General features: G+C 72.8%; 13 protein-coding genes and 2 pseudogenes. 8 read left to right on the top strand and 7 right to left on the bottom strand.

The genetic code is table 11. The annotated features are described in order from the left end of the window. Positions 1–111: 111 nt before the first annotated feature. A complete protein-coding gene (locus tag ACFU53_RS05610) occupies positions 112–1,059 on the bottom strand; it encodes a carbonic anhydrase (RefSeq protein ID WP_383986346.1) in 948 nt (315 codons plus the stop codon). Between the two features lie 264 nt (positions 1,060–1,323). Here ACFU53_RS05610 and ACFU53_RS05605 point away from each other — a divergent pair, with 264 nt between their 5' ends. The 5 genes from ACFU53_RS05605 (at position 1,324) to ACFU53_RS05585 (ending at position 8,016) form a co-directional block, all read left to right on the top strand. Further along, positions 1,324–3,759, top strand: coding sequence for a SpoIIE family protein phosphatase (locus ACFU53_RS05605; protein WP_383986345.1), 2,436 nt, complete (start codon positions 1,324–1,326; stop codon positions 3,757–3,759). 2 nt (positions 3,760–3,761) lie between these two features. Then, the gene (locus tag ACFU53_RS05600) at positions 3,762–4,757 is read left to right on the top strand and encodes a LacI family DNA-binding transcriptional regulator (protein ID WP_383986343.1); all 996 of its coding nucleotides are present in this window, start codon (positions 3,762–3,764) and stop codon (positions 4,755–4,757) included. A gap of 121 nt (positions 4,758–4,878) precedes the next feature. Then, positions 4,879–6,120 (top strand): extracellular solute-binding protein, encoded by a 1,242-nt coding sequence (locus ACFU53_RS05595; protein ID WP_383986341.1) that lies wholly within the window; start codon positions 4,879–4,881, stop codon positions 6,118–6,120. 109 nt (positions 6,121–6,229) lie between these two features. Then, positions 6,230–7,183, top strand: coding sequence for a carbohydrate ABC transporter permease (locus ACFU53_RS05590; protein WP_383986339.1), 954 nt, complete (start codon positions 6,230–6,232; stop codon positions 7,181–7,183). Continuing rightward, a complete protein-coding gene (locus tag ACFU53_RS05585) occupies positions 7,180–8,016 on the top strand; it encodes a carbohydrate ABC transporter permease (protein WP_383986337.1) in 837 nt (278 codons plus the stop codon). The genes ACFU53_RS05590 and ACFU53_RS05585 overlap by 4 nt, the downstream gene beginning before the upstream one ends. A gap of 33 nt (positions 8,017–8,049) precedes the next feature. Here the strand turns inward: ACFU53_RS05585 and ACFU53_RS05580 are convergent, their stop codons facing one another. Then, the gene (locus ACFU53_RS05580; RefSeq protein WP_383986335.1) at positions 8,050–10,575 is read right to left on the bottom strand and encodes an FtsX-like permease family protein; all 2,526 of its coding nucleotides are present in this window, start codon (positions 10,573–10,575) and stop codon (positions 8,050–8,052) included. Continuing rightward, on the bottom strand, positions 10,572–11,417 hold the full coding sequence (locus ACFU53_RS05575) for an ABC transporter ATP-binding protein (protein ID WP_383986333.1): 846 nt from the start codon (positions 11,415–11,417) through the stop codon (positions 10,572–10,574). Before ACFU53_RS05575 ends, ACFU53_RS05580 begins: the two co-directional genes overlap by 4 nt. A 363-nt stretch (positions 11,418–11,780) precedes the next feature. Here ACFU53_RS05575 and ACFU53_RS05570 point away from each other — a divergent pair, with 363 nt between their 5' ends. Both ACFU53_RS05570 and ACFU53_RS05565 read left to right on the top strand, forming a co-directional pair. Then, positions 11,781–13,478: a histidine kinase gene (locus ACFU53_RS05570; protein WP_383986331.1), complete on the top strand. Its 1,698-nt coding sequence runs from the start codon at positions 11,781–11,783 to the stop codon at positions 13,476–13,478. Beyond that, positions 13,475–14,209, top strand: a complete 735-nt coding sequence (locus ACFU53_RS05565; protein WP_383986329.1) for a response regulator — start codon at positions 13,475–13,477, stop codon at positions 14,207–14,209. Before ACFU53_RS05570 ends, ACFU53_RS05565 begins: the two co-directional genes overlap by 4 nt. A 55-nt stretch (positions 14,210–14,264) precedes the next feature. Here ACFU53_RS05565 and ACFU53_RS05560 read toward each other — a convergent pair. Beyond that, positions 14,265–14,666: pseudogene (locus ACFU53_RS05560) on the bottom strand (saccharopine dehydrogenase); the annotation flags it as partial. Here ACFU53_RS05560 and ACFU53_RS05555 point away from each other — a divergent pair. Beyond that, a pseudogene (locus tag ACFU53_RS05555) lies at positions 14,665–14,817 on the top strand (AraC family transcriptional regulator); the annotation flags it as partial. The pseudogenes ACFU53_RS05560 and ACFU53_RS05555 sit on opposite strands and share 2 nt — an antisense overlap. Positions 14,818–14,845: 28 nt before the next feature. On the opposite strand, the gene ACFU53_RS05550 reads toward ACFU53_RS05555, so the two are convergent. From ACFU53_RS05550 to ACFU53_RS05540, 3 genes are read right to left on the bottom strand one after another with little or no spacing between them, the layout of a single operon-like run. Continuing rightward, positions 14,846–16,096 carry a carbohydrate ABC transporter substrate-binding protein gene (locus tag ACFU53_RS05550; protein ID WP_383986327.1) on the bottom strand — a complete coding sequence of 417 codons (1,251 nt, stop codon included), beginning with the start codon at positions 16,094–16,096 and terminating at the stop codon, positions 14,846–14,848. Beyond that, complete coding sequence (locus ACFU53_RS05545; RefSeq protein WP_383986325.1) at positions 16,093–17,193, bottom strand: hypothetical protein; 1,101 nt, start codon at positions 17,191–17,193, stop codon at positions 16,093–16,095. Before ACFU53_RS05545 ends, ACFU53_RS05550 begins: the two co-directional genes overlap by 4 nt. Then, the gene (locus ACFU53_RS05540; protein WP_383986323.1) at positions 17,190–18,617 is read right to left on the bottom strand and encodes a vWA domain-containing protein; all 1,428 of its coding nucleotides are present in this window, start codon (positions 18,615–18,617) and stop codon (positions 17,190–17,192) included. Before ACFU53_RS05540 ends, ACFU53_RS05545 begins: the two co-directional genes overlap by 4 nt. Positions 18,618–18,719 lie beyond the last annotated feature (102 nt).

The raw sequence follows: 18,719 nt of genomic DNA, 5'->3' as shown, positions 1-18,719 counted from the left end.
CGGACGTCCCGCGCACCTCGTGGGTGCGCGGGGCGCCTTCCGGGATCCCGGGCCCCCGGTACGCGGACTCCGCGACGCGGACCCCGGCCCCCGGATCCCGGAACCGCGAGGTCAGTCCTCCACGACAGTGACTTCGCGGTCGTTCACCGGCTGGGTCGGCCGGTTGCTCTTCGGGAACAGTTCCTCGTACGCGGCCACCTCGCCCGGCGACACCGGCACCTCCTCCTTCAGCACGGTCCACTTGACGCCCTCGGCGCAGGGCGGGGTCGTCAGGGAGCCGTCGTACCGGTACTGGTCGCGGTCGCCCGGCAGGAACGCGGTGAGGTCGAAGGACTTGGTGATCCTCTCCGTGGCGCCCTCCTCGGCGGGCAGCTTCGCGAACAGGTCGGAGAATGCGGAGTCGCCGGCCCTCGCCTCCATCAGCACGCCCACGACCGCGAGCGCCCCGTCCTGGTTCGCGTGCACGAAGTGGACCTCCATCTCGGCGTGCTCGCCGTCCTCGGTGTGCTCGCTCGGGAGGTGGAAGTGGAACTGCTTGAGGTCGTAGGAGGTGCCGTCGATGACGATCCCGCTGCCCTCGGAGACGTTGGCCTGGACGGTGTGGCCGTTGTTCACCAGCTCCGCGGTGACGGGCCGGTAGTCGATGGTGATCGCCTTGCTGACCGGCGCCTCGACGGCCTTGTCGTCGTCCAGGTCGATCGGGGACTGCTCCTTGCCGGCCTCGCACGCCTCGAAGTCCTCGGCGAGGGTCGCCCAGTTCGCGGGCCCGTCGGCACCCTCGTAACCCCAGTGGGCGCCTCCCTTCTTCTCCTTGGCCTTCGCGTCGTCCTTCTCCCCGGCCTTCGCGTCGTCCTTCGCGTCGGCCTGGGGCGAGGCGTCGACGGTCGTAGTGCCCTTCGACTCCGTACCGCTGTCGCCGTCGGCGCAGGAGGCGACCGTGAGGACGGTGAAGGCGGCGACTCCGGCCAGTGCGGCTCTCCGTACGACGGCACCACGTATGACGGCACTGCGTATGACGGCACTGCGTATGACGGCACTGCGTATGACACGGGAAGACATGCTGGCTACACCTCGCGGAGGTCGGCTGATCGTGGGACTCGGCACCCACCGGCTGCTTCGACGGGTGCCGAACACCACTGTTCGATCCGGTCGAACAGCGCGAGGACAAGCGAGGGACAGGAGAGAGCCAGCCAAGGTAAGAGCTCGTACAAGATTCGGTCCGCGGCCCCTCACACTCCGAAGGCGGGTCCGACTTGTCCGTTTCTGGCGCAGCGCGCAGGCTGAGGACTATGAGTGACACGTCCGGCGCGAATTGAGCAGGGAATGGATACAGCCAGGCCGGTTTCCGATCGGGCATCCGGTCACTCCGCGTACGCGGCCGAAACCGCCACGGCCACCGTCAGCCCCCAGGGCCTCGTCACGGGCTGGAGCGAGGGGGCTCGACGGCTGCTGGGCCACCGTGCCGCGGACGTGGTGGGGCGGGCGGCGGCCGAGTTGGTCGACGAGTACGACGCGCCGGACGTCCGCCCGGGGTGGGGCGGTAGTGGTACGGCGGTGCTGCGACACCGGGACGGTCACCCAGTCCAGCTGACCCTGCACTGCTCACCCTCGCTGGGCGCCGACGGGGAGGCGCGGGCCTTCGTCATCACGGCCACCACCCCGGCCGACCTCACCGCCCCCACCGCCCCCTCCGGGGCGTCCAGGTCGTCCGAGGCGTCCGAGGCGTCCGAGGCGGGTCGCGACCGGCGGATGGTCGAGTGGTCGCACACGCAGTCCCCGCTCAGCATGTCGACGTTCACCAGGGGGCCGGAGGGATACCGGCTGGACACCGCGAGGTCGGGGGAACCCCCGGGGGAGGCGGCCGAGGAGGGGTTTCTGCGGCTCGTCCAGCAGGTGGCCGACCAGGGGCGGCCCATGCGCTACGAGCACACGTCGCCCGGCCCTTCCTCCTCGCGTCAGCAGGCCTGGATCACCGAGATGTGGCCGGTCAGGGACCCCGTCACGGGCGAGGTGTGCGCTGTCGGCACGGCGACGTTCGACAGCAGTGAGGAGCACTGGGCCCGGCAGCGGCTGGCGCTGCTGAACGAGGCCGGCACCCGGATCGGGAGCACCCTGAACGTGACCCGCACGGCCCAGGAGCTGGCGGATCTGGCGGTCCCCCGGCTCGCCGACTTCGTCAGCGTGGACCTGCTCGACTCGGTGCTGCGCGGCCAGGAACCGGCCCCGGGACCGCTCGACACCGCCGTCGCGCTGCGCCGGGCCGCGCACCAGTCCACGTACGAGGGCGTACCGGAAGCCGCCGTGCCGCTCGGCGGGCTCGACGCCTATCCGCCGTTCTCCCCGCCCGCCCGCGCGCTCGCCAGCGGGAAACCGCTGATCAGCGGGGTCGACGACCCCGACTACCTGCGGTGGGTCACCCAGGACGGGGCGCGGAAGGACCGCGTCCGGCGCTTCGGGTTCCACTCGGTCATGTCCACGCCGCTGCGGGCCCGGGGGGTCACGCTCGGGGTGGCGTTCTTCGCCCGCCGGAACGGTTCGAAGCCCTTCGAGCAGGACGACCTGGTGCTCGCCGAGGACCTCGCGGGCCGGGCGGCCGTGGGCGTGGACAACGCGCGCCGGTACACCCTCGAACGTACCAACGCGCTCACCCTGCAACGCAGTCTGCTCCCCCGCGAGCTGCCCAAGCAGGCGGCGGTCGAGGTGGCGTACCGCTATCTGCCGGCCGGTTCGGGGGCGGGGGTCGGCGGCGACTGGTTCGACGTGGTGCCGCTCTCCGGCACCCGGGTCGCCCTGGTCGTCGGCGATGTCGTCGGGCACGGACTGCACGCCTCCGCGACCATGGGCCGGCTGCGCACGGCGGTCCGTACGCTCGCCGACGTCGACCTCCCGCCGGACGAGCTGCTCACCCACCTCGACGACCTCGTCACCCACCTCACCTACGACGACGAGAGCATCCCCGAGGACCTGGAGATGCCATCCGCCGCCGAGATCGGCGCGACCTGTCTGTACGCCGTCTACGACCCGGTCTCGCGGGTCTGCACCCTCGCCAGCGCGGGGCATCCGCCGCCGGCGGTGCTGTATCCCGACGGCACGGTCGAGGTGGTGAAGCTCTCGCCGGGCCCGTTGCTGGGGGTCGGTGGTCTGCCGTTCGAGTCGACCGAGGTGGAACTGCCCGAGGGCAGTCTCCTCGCGTTCTACACCGACGGCCTGGTCGAGGCCCGCGACCACGACATCGGTCTGGGCCAGGACCGGCTGTGCGAGGTTCTGTCCGCGCCCGTCTCCTCACTGGAGGTCACCTGCGACACCGTGCTCAAGGCGCTGCTGCCCGAGACCCCCGCCGACGATGTGGCGCTGCTTCTGGCCCGCACGCGCGCGCTGCACACGGATCAGGTCGCCGCGTGGTCCCTGCCGTCCGACCCGGCGATCGTCGCGGACGCCCGGGCGCAGGCGTCGCGCCAACTGGCCGTGTGGGGCCTGCAGGAAGCGGCCTTCGTCACGGAACTGGTGGTGAGCGAACTGGTCACCAACGCCATCCGCTACGGCGCCGTCCCCATCGGCCTCCGGCTCATCCGTGACCGCACCCTCATCTGCGAGGTCTCCGACGCCAGCAGCACCGCGCCCCACCTCCGGCGCGCCCGCGCCTACGACGAGGGCGGCCGCGGCCTCCACATGGTCGCCCAGCTCACGCAGGGCTGGGGCACCCGCCAGACCTCCACCGGCAAGACCATCTGGGCCGAACAGCCCCTCCCGGCCACCTGACGATGACCGGTCACCTCACCTCCGCCGCCACCCCTGCCCCCACCCCCTCCTTCACGCCCTCCGTCCACACCCTCGGCCTCGTCTATCCCCCCGCCGGCCGGAACCGTGACTACACCGGCATGCAGTTGGCGTTCATCGGTGGGGTGGCGGAGGCGGCGACGACGTACGACTACGACGTGTTGCTGTCTCCCGCCGACCGCGCGGGCGACAGCTCGTTCCGGCGGATGGTGGACGGGGGCCGGGTCGACGGGGTGATCGTGATGGAGATCAAGCTGGAGGACGACCGGCTGGAGCACCTGGCGAGGACCGGGTTCCCGTTCGTGACGATCGGCCGGAACAGCAGGGCGGAGGAGACGAGCTGGGTCGACCTGGACTTCGCGGGGCTGGCCCGGGGCTGCGTGTATCACCTGGCCGACCTGGGCCACCGCAGAATCGCCTTCGTGAACAGGTCCGAACAGCTCTTCCAGAGCGGCTACGGCTTCGCCCACCTCGGCCTGGAGGGCTACACCAAGGCCATGGCGGAGCAGGTGCTCACCCCGCACGCCTACCTCTGCGACGACGAGGTCACCGCCGGCGAGGCCGTCCTGGAGCGGATCCTGCTGGACGACCCGGCAACCACCTCCCTCGTCACCATGAACGAGGCCGCGCTGGAGGGCCTCTACCGCGGCCTCCTCCGGCGGGGCCGCAACGTCCCGCGCGACTTCTCGGTCGTCGGCGTGGCCGCCGGCCACTGGGCGGAACAGGTGAACCCGCAGCTCACCGCCGCCGAGATCCCCGCCCGGGAGATGAGCCGGGTGTCCGTCGACCTGATCGTCCGCCGCCTCACCGCGCCGGACTCGGCACCCCGGCACGTCCTCCTCAAACCCCTGATCTCCCTCCGGGACAGCACCGGTCCCTGCCGCCCGGTCCCCGGCTCCGAGCCCGAACGGGAGTTCCCGGACCTCGACCAGTTCCCCGACCTACCGGATCTGCCAGACCTGCCGGGTTCCGACTTCTGAGCCCCCGCCCACCAAGCCCGCAACCCACGACCCGCCGCCCGCACACCTTCCAAGCCACCACGCCACCCCCGACCCGCCCCACACACCCTCGCCGTCCCCACCCATCCCCAGGGAGCAGAGCATGTCCTACCCCGTCGACCGCCGCGGTCTCCTGCGCGCCGCCGGTGCGGGCGCCGCCGCCCTCGGTCTCGGTTCCGCGCTGGCCGCCTGCGGCTCGGACAAGGAGAGCGGCACGGTCACCCTCACCTGGTGGGACTACTTCACCCTGGACAACTTCCAGTCCGCCTTCACCCGGCTGATCAAGGACATCGAGGCCGAGGTCCCCGGCGTACGCATCGAACGCCGTACGTTCCCCTTCGCCGACCTCGAACGGCAGATCACCCTGGGCGCGGTCTCCGGCGACCTCCCGGACATCGCGATCGTCGACAACGTCTCCATGAACTCGCTCGCCGGCAGCGGCCTGCTGGCCGACCTCACCGAACAGGTCGAGGACTGGGGTCAGGCGGACCAGTACTACAAGGGCCCCTGGGACGGCTGCCAGGTCGAAGGCAAGAGCCTCGGCATCCCCAACAACAGCAACTGCCTCGCCCTCTACTACAACACCCGGATGCTCGACTCCGCCGGGGTGGAGCCGCCGACCACCTGGGACCAGCTCGCCGACACGGCTGGGCGGCTGACCAGCGGGGACCGGTTCGGTCTCGCGATGAGCGCGATCAGGACGGAGGAGGGCGTGTTCCAGTTCCTGCCGTTCCTGTGGCAGGCCGGCGGCGACCTGGACACCTTCGCGACGTACGGCGCGACCGCGCTCGCCTTCCTCGACGACCTCGTCGCCAAGGGCTCGCTGTCCGAGCAGTGCGTGGGCTGGACGCAGCAGGACGTCAACACCCGGTTCGTCAACGGGCGGGCCGCGATGCAGATCAACGGCCCGTGGCAGCTGCCGACCATCAAGAAGACGGACGTGGAGTACGGCGTGGTCGCGCTGCCCCGCGACAGGGAGTCGGCGACCTGCCTGGGCGGCGAGAACTGGGTGGTGATGGCGAGCAGCGACCACCAGGACAAGGCGTGGCAGGTCCTGGAGTACACCCAGCGGCCCTCGGCCCTGGTGCCGTACCTGGTCGCGCTCGGCAACCTCCCCGCCCGCAAGGACCTCGCGGACACCGGCACCTGGTCCTCCGACCCGGCCCTGCGGCTCTTCCTCAGCCAGCTGCCCCTCGCCCGCCCACGCCAGTACGGCCCGGGCTACGGCGACGCCTCCCAGGCCGTCGCCGAGGCCGAACAGTCCGTACTCACCGGCACGGCGTCCCCGTCGGCCGTCGCCAGGACCACCGCCGCGAAGCTCGACAAGGCCCTGGAGGCACGGTGACCGCAGGAGCGGCGGGAGGAGGAGCGAGGAGAGGAGGCCGGCCCGGTCCTCCGGGAACCCTCTCGACGCGGCGGCCGGTCCAGGACGGGTCGCTCCTCCCGGAGCGGCGATGAAACGGTTCCGGCCCCGGCCCGGTCACCGCCGTACGCGCCCCCGTCTGCGCCCTGTGGCCTCCCTCGCCATCCGCCGCCGACGTGCCGGTTACCTCTTCTCCCTCCCCGGCCTGGTCTTCCTGGCCCTCGTCCTGGCGTACCCGCTGCTCTACAACGTCTGGACGTCCGTGCACGACGTACGCCTGTCCGAACTCCTCGGTGGTTCCCCACCGTTCGTGGGCCTCGACAACTACCGGACGACCGTCACCGACCCGGACTTCTGGCACGCCGTACGCCTCTCGCTGGTCTTCACGGCGGGCTCGCTGCTGTTCCAGTTCACGATCGGCTTCGCCCTGGCCCTGCTGTTCGCCCGGCCGTTCCCCCTCAACGGCCTGTTCCGCTCCCTCCTCCTGGTGGCCTGGCTGCTGCCCCCGGTGGTCAGCGGCACCCTCTTCCGCTGGATGCTCGACCAGGACGCCGGCGCCTACAACGCGCTGCTCCGCGCGATCGGCCCGGACGCCCTCGCCCACGACTGGCTCATCGACCCCGCCACCGCCCTGGCCGGCGTGATCCTCGCCAACGTCTGGGTGGGCGTGCCCTTCAACATGCTGCTGCTCCTGGTCGGCCTGCACACCATCGACCCGGAACTCCACGAGGCCGCCGCCCTCGACGGCGCGAACGCCTGGCAGCGGTTCCGCTGGATCACCGTCCCGCTGATGCGGCCCGTCTCGGTGACCGTGCTTCTCCTCGGCCTCGTCTACACGTTCAAGGTCTTCGACATCGTCTTCGTGATGACGGGCGGCGGCCCGGTCGACGCCACCAGCGTCCTGTCGGTCTATGTCTACGAGGTCTTCTTCAAGTTCTTCCGCTTCGGCGAGGGTGCGGCGGCGGGGCTGTTGCTGCTGCTCGTGCCGCTGGCGGCGGGTGTGTCGTACGTACGGCGGCTGCGCGGGGAGGGGGAGGCGGCGTGAAGCACCGAGCCGGAAGTGAGCAGTCCTGGCTGCTCACCACGGTCGCCGCGCTGATCAGCGCCGTCTTCCTCCTCCCCGTCTACTGGATGGTCAACACCAGCCTCACCCCGCCGGACCGCATCCTCGCCGAGACCCCGAACTGGTTCCCGACCCCCGCCACCACGCAGAACTACTCGACCGCGCTCTCCGACGACGCTCTCCTGCGCGCCCTGCTCAACAGCCTGGTCATCTCCTGCGGAGTGGTCGCCCTGACCCTTCTCCTGGGCGTCCCCCTCGCCTACGCCCTCGCCCGCGTCCGCATGCGTGGCTCCGGAACCATGGTGCTCGCCCTGCTGATCGCCCAACTCCCGCCCAGCATCGTGCTGGCGGCCCCGCTGTTCATCCTGGAACGCCGGGCCGGTCTCGACGACACGTACATCGGTCTGATCGCCGCCGACACCACGCTGACGCTGCCCTTCGCGGTGATCGTGCTGCGGCCCGTACTGCGGGGTGTGCCGCGGGAGTTGGAGGAGGCGGCCCTCGTCGACGGGTGCGGGCCGGCGGGCGTACTGCTGCGGGTGGTCCTGCCGATCACGGCGCCGGGTCTGGTCGCCGTCTCCGCCCTCTCCTTCCTCATCGCCTGGGGCGAGTTCGTCTTCGGCCTCACCCTGGCCTCCGAACCCGCCGTCCAGCCCGTCACCGTCCTCCTCAACGCGTTCGTCGGCACCCACGGCACCGCCTGGGGCGCCCTCATGGCCACCGCGACCCTCATCAGCATCCCGGTGGTCTGCGTCTTCGCCGCCCTCCAGCGCTTCGTCGTGGGCGGCCTGACGGCGGGGACGGTCAAGGGCTGAGGCCACCCGTCGTGTGAAGGGCGAAGGGGCCTCTCATTCCGTCCGCAGCGCCGCGGCCGTACCCGTCCTCGCCGCCCACCCCGCCGGCAGCAACGCGCCCGTCACCGCGATGACCAGCCCGCCGAGCGCGAGGGACGCGAGCACGGGTCCGTCGTACACGGCGAGGTCGGTGGCCGGGAGGGTCATGCCGATGGCGTCGCCCATGAGCGGGGTGACGGCCCGGTGCAACGCGATCCCGGCAGGCACCGCGACCAGCCCCGCGAGCAGGCCGACCCCGGCGACGGAGGTGACGACCATGGCGACGGTCTGGCGGGGTGTCATGCCGAGTGCCTTGTAGACGCCGAGGTCGTGGACGCGGTCGCGGGTGTCGAGGACGACCGTGTTGAGGACGCCGAGCCCGGCGACCACGACGAGCATCAGCGTGAGCATCCCGATCAGCGCGTCCATCGCCACGATCACGCTGGAGGAACCGGCCGTGTCGGCGCGGGCGAAGGCGGCGACGCCGGCCTCGTCGAGCGCGCGGTTCAGCGAGTCCAGGTATCCCGCCGGATCGGTGCCCGATTCGGTCCGTACGTGGAACCGGCCCGGCAACGCCTCCGCGCCGAGCCCGAGTTCGGTGAGGGTGGCGGTCGAGGTGAGCAGGACCATGCCCTCGCCCTGGGTGAAGAAGGCCTCGCCGACGATCCGTACGGTGGCCCGCCGGCCCTCCTCGGTGAGGGTCACCGTGTCCCCGACACCGATCCCGGCGGCCGTCAGGAACCGCGAGGTGACCACCGCCTGGCCCGGCCCGTCGAGCCAGGCCCCCGAGACCAGTTCGGGCGCACCCCACGCCGAGTCGCCCTCGTACGCCACGACGGTCGTCGCCCCCGTGATTCCGGAGGCGCTGGCCTGGGCCTGCGCGGTGCCGTAGAAGCGTCCGGTGCCCTCCTGCGCCCGCAGTGCGGCGGTCACGGCCTCCGGATCGGCCTTCGGCCCCACGCCGCTGTCCCCGTCCGCACGCACCACCTCGGCACCGGGCGGCCCCTGACCGCCGCCCGCCTCCACCACGACCGATCCGGCCGAGTCGAGCATGCGGCCCTCCTGCACCGCGCCCAGCGTCAGCGCGAGCCCGACGGCGAAGGTGACGGACACGGCCCCGAAGGCGACCGCCGCGGCCACCGTCGCCGCCCGCGCCGGCCGGGCGAAGGGATGCGCCAGCCCGAGCCCGACCGCCCGCGGCAACGGCAACCTGGCCGTGAGGTTCCTGGCCGTGAACCGCCTGGCCATAGAGCGCCTTGCCGTGGAACGCCTGGCCATAGAGCGCCTGGCCGTGGGGTGCCGCAGCAGCCGCCCACGCCCGGGCCCACCGCGCCCGGCCGCCCTGGGTCCACCCCCGACCGCGATCGCCTCCACCGTCCGCAGCCGCCCGGCACGCAGCGCGGGCACCACGGCCGCACCCGCGACCAGCACGAGCGCGGCGCCGGGCACCACGACATCCACCCAGACCGGAATCCCCCCGGCCGACGCGCCGAACGCCTCCCCGACCTCGTGCAGCACCGGCACGGCCAGCGCATTGCCGAGCGCCACCCCGAGGACGCAGCCGACGGCCGTCGGCACCAACGCCTGTGCCACGTACGCCCGTACGACCTGCGCGGGCGTGAAGCCGAGCGCCTTGAGCACGCCGATCCGCCGGGTGGCCGCCCCCACGGCCCCACCGACCACGATCCCGATCACCAATACCGACAGACACAGTCCGAGCACCCCGAACGCCGCCAGAAACGGCACGAACGCCATCGCGTTCGCCGTCTCCTCCTGCTTCACGGTCAGATACGACCGCGCCCCACTCATCGCCCCGTCCGGCACGACCGCCACGACCGAGGCACGGCCGACGGCCACTTCGGCGTCGGTGGCGGCGTGACGGAAGCGGTAGAGCATTTCGTACGAGGCCGAACCGCCTTTACCGGCAGTGCTGTTGCCGCTCTCCGCGCCGTTCCCCGCCAGCGCCTCCGCCTGTGCCGGAGTCACCCAGGCGTCGCCAGTGCCGGTCACCGAGCGGGCGATGCCGACGACGGTCAGGGTCGGGCGGCCCGGGGCGTCGGGGACGGTCAGGCGGGTGCCCGGCCGTAGGGGTGTGCCGCTGGTGGCCAGGACGATCTGGCCCGGTCGGGTGGCCCAGGAACCCTCGATCAGGTCGATCTCGTCGACAGGCCCGCCCGCGTCCTCCCGGCCGACGACGGTCAGCGGTGGCAGATCCACCCCGGCCGGCACGAAGTCGGACCCCGTGACGGTGCGGGGCCGTACCGAGAGGGTCAGGAAGGGCCCGGCCGAGGCCGTCACACCGGGCGCGTCGGCGGTCGCCGCGAGCTGCGCCGTCGTCACCTTCGTACCGTCGAACTGCCCGGTCAGATGCGCGCCGCGCTGCTCCGCGAAGGCCCGCTCGAAGGGTGCCCGCGCGGCGACGAGCAACCCGACCGCGAGAACCGACGCGGTCACGGCCATCAACGTGGTCAGCACCATCACCGCGGTCTGCACCCGCCGCCGCCCCACCCCGGCCCGCACCACCCGCCCCAGCGCACTCACCGCTCCACCCCCGCCACACCCGAGCCGCCCGGAATGCCGTGTCCGCCCCCGACACGGCCCCGAGCCGCCTCGCTGACGCCCTTCCCGACGCCACGCCGCGCGCCGTCCCCCTCGCCGTCCCGCACCGTGTCGCGCACGATCCGCCCGTCGACCAGCTCCACCGTCCGGTCGGCGCAGGACTCGGCGAGGCGCAGGTCGTGGGTGACGAGGACGATCGTCTGGCCGTCCGCGTTGAGTTCGGTGAGGAGGGTCCGGACGTCGTCGCCGGACGCGGTGTCGATCGCGCCGGTGGGCTCGTCGGCCAGCAGGAGCGCCGGCCGGTTCATCAACGCGCGTGCTACGGCGACCCGTTGCCGTTCGCCGCCGGACAGCCTGCCGGGATACGCGTCCGCGTGCCGGTCGATGCGGAGGTACTCCAGCAGACCCGCCGCACGCCGACGCGCCTCGGCCCTGGCCATGCCGGCCAACTGGGCGGGCAGCAGCACGTTGTCGGCGACGGTCAGGTCGTCCAGCAGATTGAAGAACTGGAAGACCATGCCGACCTTCGCCCGCCGGTACCGCGCCGACCCGGCCTCGCTCAGCCGGTCCACCCGTACCCCGTCGACCGTGACACTCCCCGAACTCGGCCGGTCCAGCCCGGCGATCAGATTGAGCAACGTCGACTTGCCGCTCCCCGACGGCCCGATGACGCTCACCGCCTCCCCGGCCCGCACCCGCAGCGAGACCCCGTCGAGCGCCGGCGGCCCTTCACCGCCGTACGCCCTGCTCACCTCACGGATGTCGACGACGGGCGCGGCGGCGGTGGCGGGCGCGGCGGTGGACGGGGTCGTGGTAGTGGCCACGGAGCCTCCCCAGGAAGGTGGTTGACGTGTGGCCCCCGACGCTAGGGACGGGTCCGCGCCCGGTCGTCGCCCTCGACGGCGAACCCCTCTGCCGTACCGGGCGGACCCCGCGCGCACGTCATCCCCGAGATGTACGCGGATGATGTACCGCCCGTCCCCACCACGACGGATGTGACGGCCGTCGCCGCTTGCCACACTGATCCCATGGGCGGCGGGGAGACGCGGACGAAGGCGACGGGGGCGGCGCGGGCGGCGGGAACCACCGTGGCACCGGCGCCACGGGGCCGGATGACATGGGGTCGGATGACACGGGGCCGGATGACACGGGACCGGTCGTCATCGGCCGGGCCACCGTGGATTTCGGTGGCGTGGGCGGCGCTCGCACGGTCCTGGCGGAGCGGGCTGCCGTCCCTCCTCCACGCCACGGCCCCGCTGCCCCGCCCGTCCCGCTGGGCGTGGACGGCCGACGCGTGTCTCGCCTTTCTCCTGGCCGCCTGCACGGTGGGCGCCGCGCTGTCGCAGGACGTGAGCGTGGTCCCGCACATCCCGCACAAGGTGCTGACGCCGGTCCCGGGAGGCGAGCCGGTGCTGCCCCCGCCCCCGCCCCTGCCGACACCCCCGTACCTGACACAGGATCTCGGTGCGCCCCACAGCTGGCAGCTGCTCCTCGCCGCCCTGACCGCGCTGCCGCTGCTCGTACGCCGCCGCTACCCGCTGACCGCGTTCTGGGCGGCGATCGTCACGACGATGCTGTTCAACCAGCGTCTGGGGGCGGGCGAAACGACCGTGTACACGTTCCTGACGTGCCTGGTCGCCGCGTACAGCGCGGCCGTCCACAGCCCGTACCGGCTGCGGGCGCTCACCAGCCTGGTGGCGGGCGCCGCCCTGATCGCGGCGTTCGTCGAGGAGAACTTCCCGTACGTCACCCCGGGCGTGATCCCGTTCCTCGTCCTGCTCGGCGTGGGGCTCGGGGCCAACGCGATCCACACGTGGAAGCAGCGCGTGCACGCCCTCCAGGAGCAGCAGCAGGCCGCGACGCGCCTGGCCGTCGAGCACGAACGCTCCCGTATCGCCCGGGAGTTGCACGATGTCGTCACCCACAATGTGAGCGTGATGGTGATCCAGGCGGGCGCGGCCCGCAAGGTGATGGACGTCGCCCCCGACCGGGCCCGCGAGGCCCTCCTCGCCGTCGAGGCGGGCGGCCGTACGGCGATGACCGAACTGCGGCATGTGATGGGCCTGTTGACCATGTCCGACGACGATCACGCCCCGAACGCCGGGGCGCAGCCGACCGGTTGGGCGCAGCCGACCGGTTGGGCGGGGCCAGCCGGTTCTGGGGCGGGGCCGGCCGGTTGGGCGGGGCCGGCCGGTTGGGCGGGGCCGGCCGGTTGGGCAGAACCGGCCGGTTCTGGGGCGGGGCCGGCCGGTTCTGGGGCGGGGCCCGCTGATTCCTGGGCAGGGCCGGCCGTCGACACGGAGCTGGCCCCGCAACCGGGCCTGGACCAACTCCCGGCCCTCACCTCACGCGTCCGCGCCTCCGGCGTCCCCGTCGAGCTGGCCGTCACCGGTACCCCGTCCCGACTGTCTCCGGGCGCCGACCTGGCCGCGTACCGCGTCGTGCAGGAGGCCCTGACGAACACCGTCAAACACGCCGCGGGCGCCCGCGTACGGGTCACCGTGGACCACACGCCCACGGCGGTCCGCCTGGAGGTCACGGACACCGGCGGCGCCCCCACCCCCTCGGCCGCGTCCGGCACGGGCCGGGGCCTGCTCGGCCTGCGCGAACGCCTCGCCCTCCACGGCGGCACCCTCAGGACGGGCCCCCGCCCGACCGGCGGCTACCGCGTACAGACGGTCATACCGCTCGACGACGGCCCCGCCGAGAACCGGCCCGACGGAGACCCACCCACACTGGGCCCACCCACAGGGGCCCCGCCCACCGTGAACCAACCAACGGGGCACCCGCCCACCCGGCACCAACCCGTGGGCACCCCACCCACCCCGGACACGCCCAACAGCCCCCCACCCACCGGCAACCCGCTCCCCGGGGACCCCTCATGACGGCCGGTCACCCCCGTGTCGGGAGCCCCGTGGAGGCCGATCGCCCGCGCGTCGTGATCGCCGACGACCAGGCCCTGGTCCGCACCGGCTTCGGCATGATCCTCTCCGCCGACGGGATCGACGTGGTCGCCGAGGCGGCCGACGGCGACCAGGCCCTCGAAGCGGTCCACCGCACCCGCCCCGATCTCGTCCTGATGGACATCCGGATGCCCGGCACGGACGGTCTGGAGGCCACCCGCCGCATCCTCTCCGGCACGGTCCCCGACCCGCCCCGCGTCGTCATGCTCACCACCTTCGACCTGGACCGTTACGTCTACGCCGCCCTCACCGCCGGCGCGAGCGGCTTCCTCCTCAAGGACGTCACCCCCGAGCACCTGGTGGCCGCCGTCCGTCTGGCCCGCACCGGCGACGCGCTCCTCTCCCCCGCCATCACCCGCCGCCTGATCGAGCGCTTCGTCTCGCCCACCCCCGAGACCCCCGCCCTCCACCGCGACCTGGCCCCCCTCACCCCGCGCGAACTGCAGGTCCTCCGGTCGCTCGCCACCGGCCTCAGCAACAACGAACTGGCCGCCCACTTCCGCCTCAGCGAAGCCACCGTCAAGACCCATGTCGCCCGCATCCTCGCCAAACTCCGCCTCCGCGACCGCGCCCAGGCCGTGGTGGTGGCGTACGAGACAGGCCTGATCGTGCCGGGAGCGCACACCGACACCCCGACACCCGACACCACCTGACCATCCCCTACCGACTCAGCCACCGACTCAGCCACCGACTCAGCCACCGACCCGGCTACCGCCCCAGCTCGACCGAAAGGTGCCCGGACAGCGCACGCAGGAAGTCGGCCGCGTCGAACGCGGCCCCGGCGGAGAGGACCCCGACCCCCTTCGTCCGCCCCTCGACCACTCGCCGAACCGCCTCCACGGCGAGGGGCACGCTGACGGCGTAGATGTCCTGCCCGCGCGCGGTGGCACGCCGTTCCACGCCCCCGGAGCGGACGACGACGTCGACGAGGAAGGTCTGCGCGGAACGCCCGCGCTCGTCGACGGCGGCCGGGGCGGGCGTGTCGGGGGCCGCCACGTCACGCTCGGCCCCGACCGTCATATACGTGTGCACCTCGGGGATGGGCAGATGACTGGGCACGGTGACTACATCGGCCATGCTGAACTCCCCGATCACGGCCCGGGTCCCCATCGAAACCACCCGGCACAGCATCGACACCATCGCCACCGCGACCGGCATGGGCACCGCCACCACCCTCCGCCGCCACTTCAACCGCACCCTGGGCATCCCCCCGGACACCTACCGCCGCACCTTCCACGCGACCCACCCCGGCGCCCGCTGACTACGTCCCACTGCCTACGTCCCACTGACTACGTACTGCACACCGTCCGCAGAGCCGGACGTCGGTCGGTCTGTGCGGTCGCCACCTTCTGTACGTCGGTGAGAAGCCCCGGAACGTCGAGATCCTCGCCGGCGGCGGCGCGGGCGATGGTCAGGAGGACGGCCTCGTAGAAGGCGTCGCGGACGGCGGGGGGCATGACGTCGGAGGCGTCGAGGCAGCGGGGCCCCGTGCCGGTGAGGCGTTTGGCGATCTCCTGTTCGAGGGGGCGGTCCCGCGGTCGCACCCGGCGGTTGGCCGAGAAGACGTCCGCGGAGTCGGCCCACTTCTGCTGGCCCTCCCGGGAGGCCAGCCGTTCGATCAGGTCACGGGCCTGTGGACGGTCGCTGAACAGCGCGGCGAAGTCGCCGGTCACCTCGTGGGCCCGGACCCGGTAGCCGCCTCCGGGCAGCAGGGGAGCGGAATCCATCAGGCCCGCCTGCTGCCGTTTGTCCCGGTAGAAGGAACGGGCGAAGGAGCCCTGGTGCTCCAGGGCGCATCCCTCCGGGCCGTCGAACAACAGCCCGTACTTGGCGGGGTCGCCGCGGTGATCGGTGAGCAGGGCGCGCCGGGCCGCCTCCTCGTCCTGCCGGAGCAGACCGGCCCACGCCTCCCACGCGCTGCGCACCGCGGCCCCGGTCCACGGCACCTCGTCATCGCCCAGCGCCCACTTGCCGTAGGTGTCCGGGCCCTCCCGCTGCAGCACGAGGTCCTCGATCCAGTCGCTGCCGGGCCAGCCGGAGGCGCCGTCGTCCCCCATGCCGATGCACCAACTCGCCAGCGCTGCGGGCGAACTGGCGGGTCTGTCGCCCTCGCGGTACCAGACGATGCTCTTCAGGTCCGCCTTGACCGGGACCCAGTACGCGTCTTGCTGGGGCCCGGCCACCGGCTTCCAGGGGGCGCCGTACTCCTCCTCGGCGTAGAGGCCGTTCAGCGACTTGAGGCGCTTCTGCCCGGCGTACTCGGCGAGTTCGCCGACGCCCGGCATGATCGCGATGTCCGGGGGCTCCCCCGACTGCACCTTGGACAGCAGCACCTCGCGCTGGGCCGCGGTGCCCTGGTACTCGAAGGGGATGCCGAAGCCCCGCAGCACGTTCTCGAACTGCTCACCCTGCTCGTCGGTCCACGGCCCGAGGATGGTCACCGGCTCGTCGTCCCGCTGCGACCAGACCGCCACCATGCTGCCGGCGGAGACCAGCAGCAGCACCACGAGCAGCACCAGCACCTTGAACCGCCGGGTCACCGTCGCCTCCAGTAGTCGCTGTCGAGCCGGAGACCGAGCCCCACCGCGGGCAGGACGACGATCAGCAGGCCGCCGGTCAGGGTGCCCTGGTGGACCCGGTCGGTCCAGGTGTCGTCGGCCAGGACGCGCCGGACGTCCTCGGACCTCTCCGTGACGGTCTGCTGGGCGTCGGCCAGCCGCTCGTCGCAGCAGGGCTGCCGGGAGGCTTTCGTGATCTCCGTCAGGTCCCCGACCACGCTGTCCAGGTCGTCCTGGGCGGACGACATCGTCAGCAGCGGGACGACGGCGAGCAGCACGGTGAGGGCGAAGGCCGCGAGCAGGTACGGGTTCCAGTCGCGGCCGCAGCGGTCGCGCAGCACGAACAGCGCGGAGAGCAGGGTCAGCGCCAGGGCCGCCAGGGCGAGTTCGGCGAGCCACCAGCCGCTCCGCTGCAACCACCCCTCGGTGGCGGTGGCCTCGGCGTGCTTCATCTGGACCCGCTGCACGTCGTCCAGGCGGGGTACGAGCCCGACGCCCGGGCGGATGAGCAGGGAGCGCGCCTCGGCGAGCTTCTGCTGCCGCATGAGCGGCTGGTCCCGGTACATGGCCGTACCGAGGTTGATCGAGTTGCTGTAGGTGGCGAGCAGACCGTTGACGGTGCCGAGGTCCTGGTCCGTACGGTCGGCGATCCTGGACAGTCCCTGGTCGGCGGCGGAGAGCTGGGCCCGGTAGGTCTCGCCCGAGCCCGCCACGTCGACGAGCTTCATCTTCTCCAGGACCCGGGCCTCGTGGTCGGCGCGCAGCACCGCGAGCCGGGTGGCGGCGAGCCCCTGCACGGCCGGCGCCTCCTCGGTGGCGAGTGCCTCGGCGCCGCCCTGGATCTGACGGCAGGAGACGAACAGGGCGCCGGCCGCCACCAGCGCGCACACCGTCAGGACCAGCAGGTGCGCCTCCAGCAGTCGGCGGGTCCGCCGGCCGCCCAGACGCTCGCGCCAGAAGGCGCCGAGGGAGTACGGGGAGTACGGGGAGTATCTGCGCCGGGAGGCTGCGAGGGAGGGCCTCCGCCGGGAGGCGGCGGGGGCCTGCCCGCTCCGGGAGGCGGCGCGTCCGGTCGTCACAGCAGCTTCTCCCCGCAGGCGATGCAGTGACGGGCCTCGCCACCGGCCGGGGTGGCGCACCGGGTGCAGCGCGGGCCCGGCTGTGGGCCGGTGGTGTCGGTCAGGGGCACGGGGCGGGACCCGGCGCGCAGGATCATCGGGCCGAGCGTGCCGGCGTCGGCGGCGGGGCGGCGCAGCCGGACCCGCCCCTCGGCCGCGTCCACGATGTCGGCGACCGCGCTGATCTCGCGCAGCACCATGTTCTCGCCGAGCCGGGTCGCCAGGCGAGCGGCCTGCCCCAAGTACCGCTCGGCGACTTGCCATTGCTGTTCCCGGAGCGCGATGAGCCCTTTGCGCAGGGCCTCCAGCATCACGGTGGTGGTGTTCTGGTCGCGCCTGCTGCCGGAGCCCGGCGGTGCGTCGGGCGGCGGCAGATCGGGGCGGTGCCAGCGGGCGGCGACGGACGCGTGGACGTCGCCGACGGAGACCATGGCGAACTGCAGATAGGTCTCCAACGGGTCGCTGGCGGCGTCGGCGACGAGGGTGAGCAGGTAGTCGCGTCCGCCCTCCTCCCACTGGTACGTGGGAAAGCTCCAGCGGTGCGGCCGGCCGGGCTGGGGAAGCCCGCCGAGACGGTGCGGCCGGGGTGCCTTCTCGTTCAGCGCGACCTGCCGCACCGAGGGCCGTACGGTCACCTCGATCGGCAGCTGGGGGGTGTACACGCGGCGCAGCCGCTGGATCGCGGCGGTGATCGCCCCGCCGAGGCCGTCGTCCACGAACTCTGCGGTGCCGTGCAGCCGTTCGGCGAGGGTCAGCAGCGGTTCGGGGGTCCAGTCCGTGCCCACGGCGAGAACGTCGCAGGTGAATTGCCCTGCGCAGGCGTCGAGTTCCTCGTCGAGGCGGGTCTCGCCCAGGGCGCTGCTGCCGTCGGTGATCAGCAGCAGATGGCGTACGGACAGCGGGCGGGCGGCGAGCAGGGCGCGTGATCTGGCCGCCCAGGCGGCGTACCCGGCGGGTCGCGGACCGTCCCGGTGCAGCGGGATCGCGCCCGCGGCGAAGGCGGCCCGGCGCTTCTCGCGGTGGTCGGCGACGGCCCACTCGGCGTCGCCTCCCGGATGACACCGGACGGGCTCGGGGCCGGCACCGAGCAAGGTGAAGGAGATGCCGTCGGGCAGGGCGCGCAGCGCGACCGGCAGGGCGTGCCGGACGGCCGCCCGGAGGGGCTCGGCGACGTCGACCGCGATGATCACGGCGAGTTCGATCGCGGGCAGTTCGGCGGGGGCGCCGCCGGCGGTCACGTCGACCCGCAGGTGCGCCTCGATCTTCGCGCTGCGGTGCGGACGCAGATCGCCGTCGAGATCGACGCGCAGCCGGATGTCCGGCTGCGGCGGCCGGGCGTGGTTGCTCGGATGGCCGCTCGCGTGCCGGCTCGTGTGCCTGTTCATGCCGTGCGTCACCGTTCCTTCCCCGTCGTCACCGAGCGGACCGCGCGGTTGCCGTCCGCCGTTTCGCCGCCCTGCGGACCGCATCAGTGCGCGTTCCGCCCG

The sequence above is a fragment of the Streptomyces sp. NPDC057474 genome, assembly GCF_042802555.1.
Taxonomy (GTDB): Bacteria; Actinomycetota; Actinomycetes; order Streptomycetales; family Streptomycetaceae; genus Streptomyces.
The sequence above is the reverse complement of the archived record's forward strand: the minus strand, read 5'-3'. Positions and strand labels throughout refer to the sequence as shown.

Coding starts and splice junctions, on each gene's coding strand:
- ACFU53_RS05610 (WP_383986346.1), bottom strand. CDS start 1,059: ATGTCTTCCCGTGTCATACGCAGTGCCGTCATACGCAGTGCCGTCATA.
- ACFU53_RS05605 (WP_383986345.1), top strand. CDS start 1,324: ATGGATACAGCCAGGCCGGTTTCCGATCGGGCATCCGGTCACTCCGCG.
- ACFU53_RS05600 (WP_383986343.1), top strand. CDS start 3,762: ATGACCGGTCACCTCACCTCCGCCGCCACCCCTGCCCCCACCCCCTCC.
- ACFU53_RS05595 (WP_383986341.1), top strand. CDS start 4,879: ATGTCCTACCCCGTCGACCGCCGCGGTCTCCTGCGCGCCGCCGGTGCG.
- ACFU53_RS05590 (WP_383986339.1), top strand. CDS start 6,230: ATGAAACGGTTCCGGCCCCGGCCCGGTCACCGCCGTACGCGCCCCCGT.
- ACFU53_RS05565 (WP_383986329.1), top strand. CDS start 13,475: ATGACGGCCGGTCACCCCCGTGTCGGGAGCCCCGTGGAGGCCGATCGC.
- ACFU53_RS05540 (WP_383986323.1), bottom strand. CDS start 18,617: ATGAACAGGCACACGAGCCGGCACGCGAGCGGCCATCCGAGCAACCAC.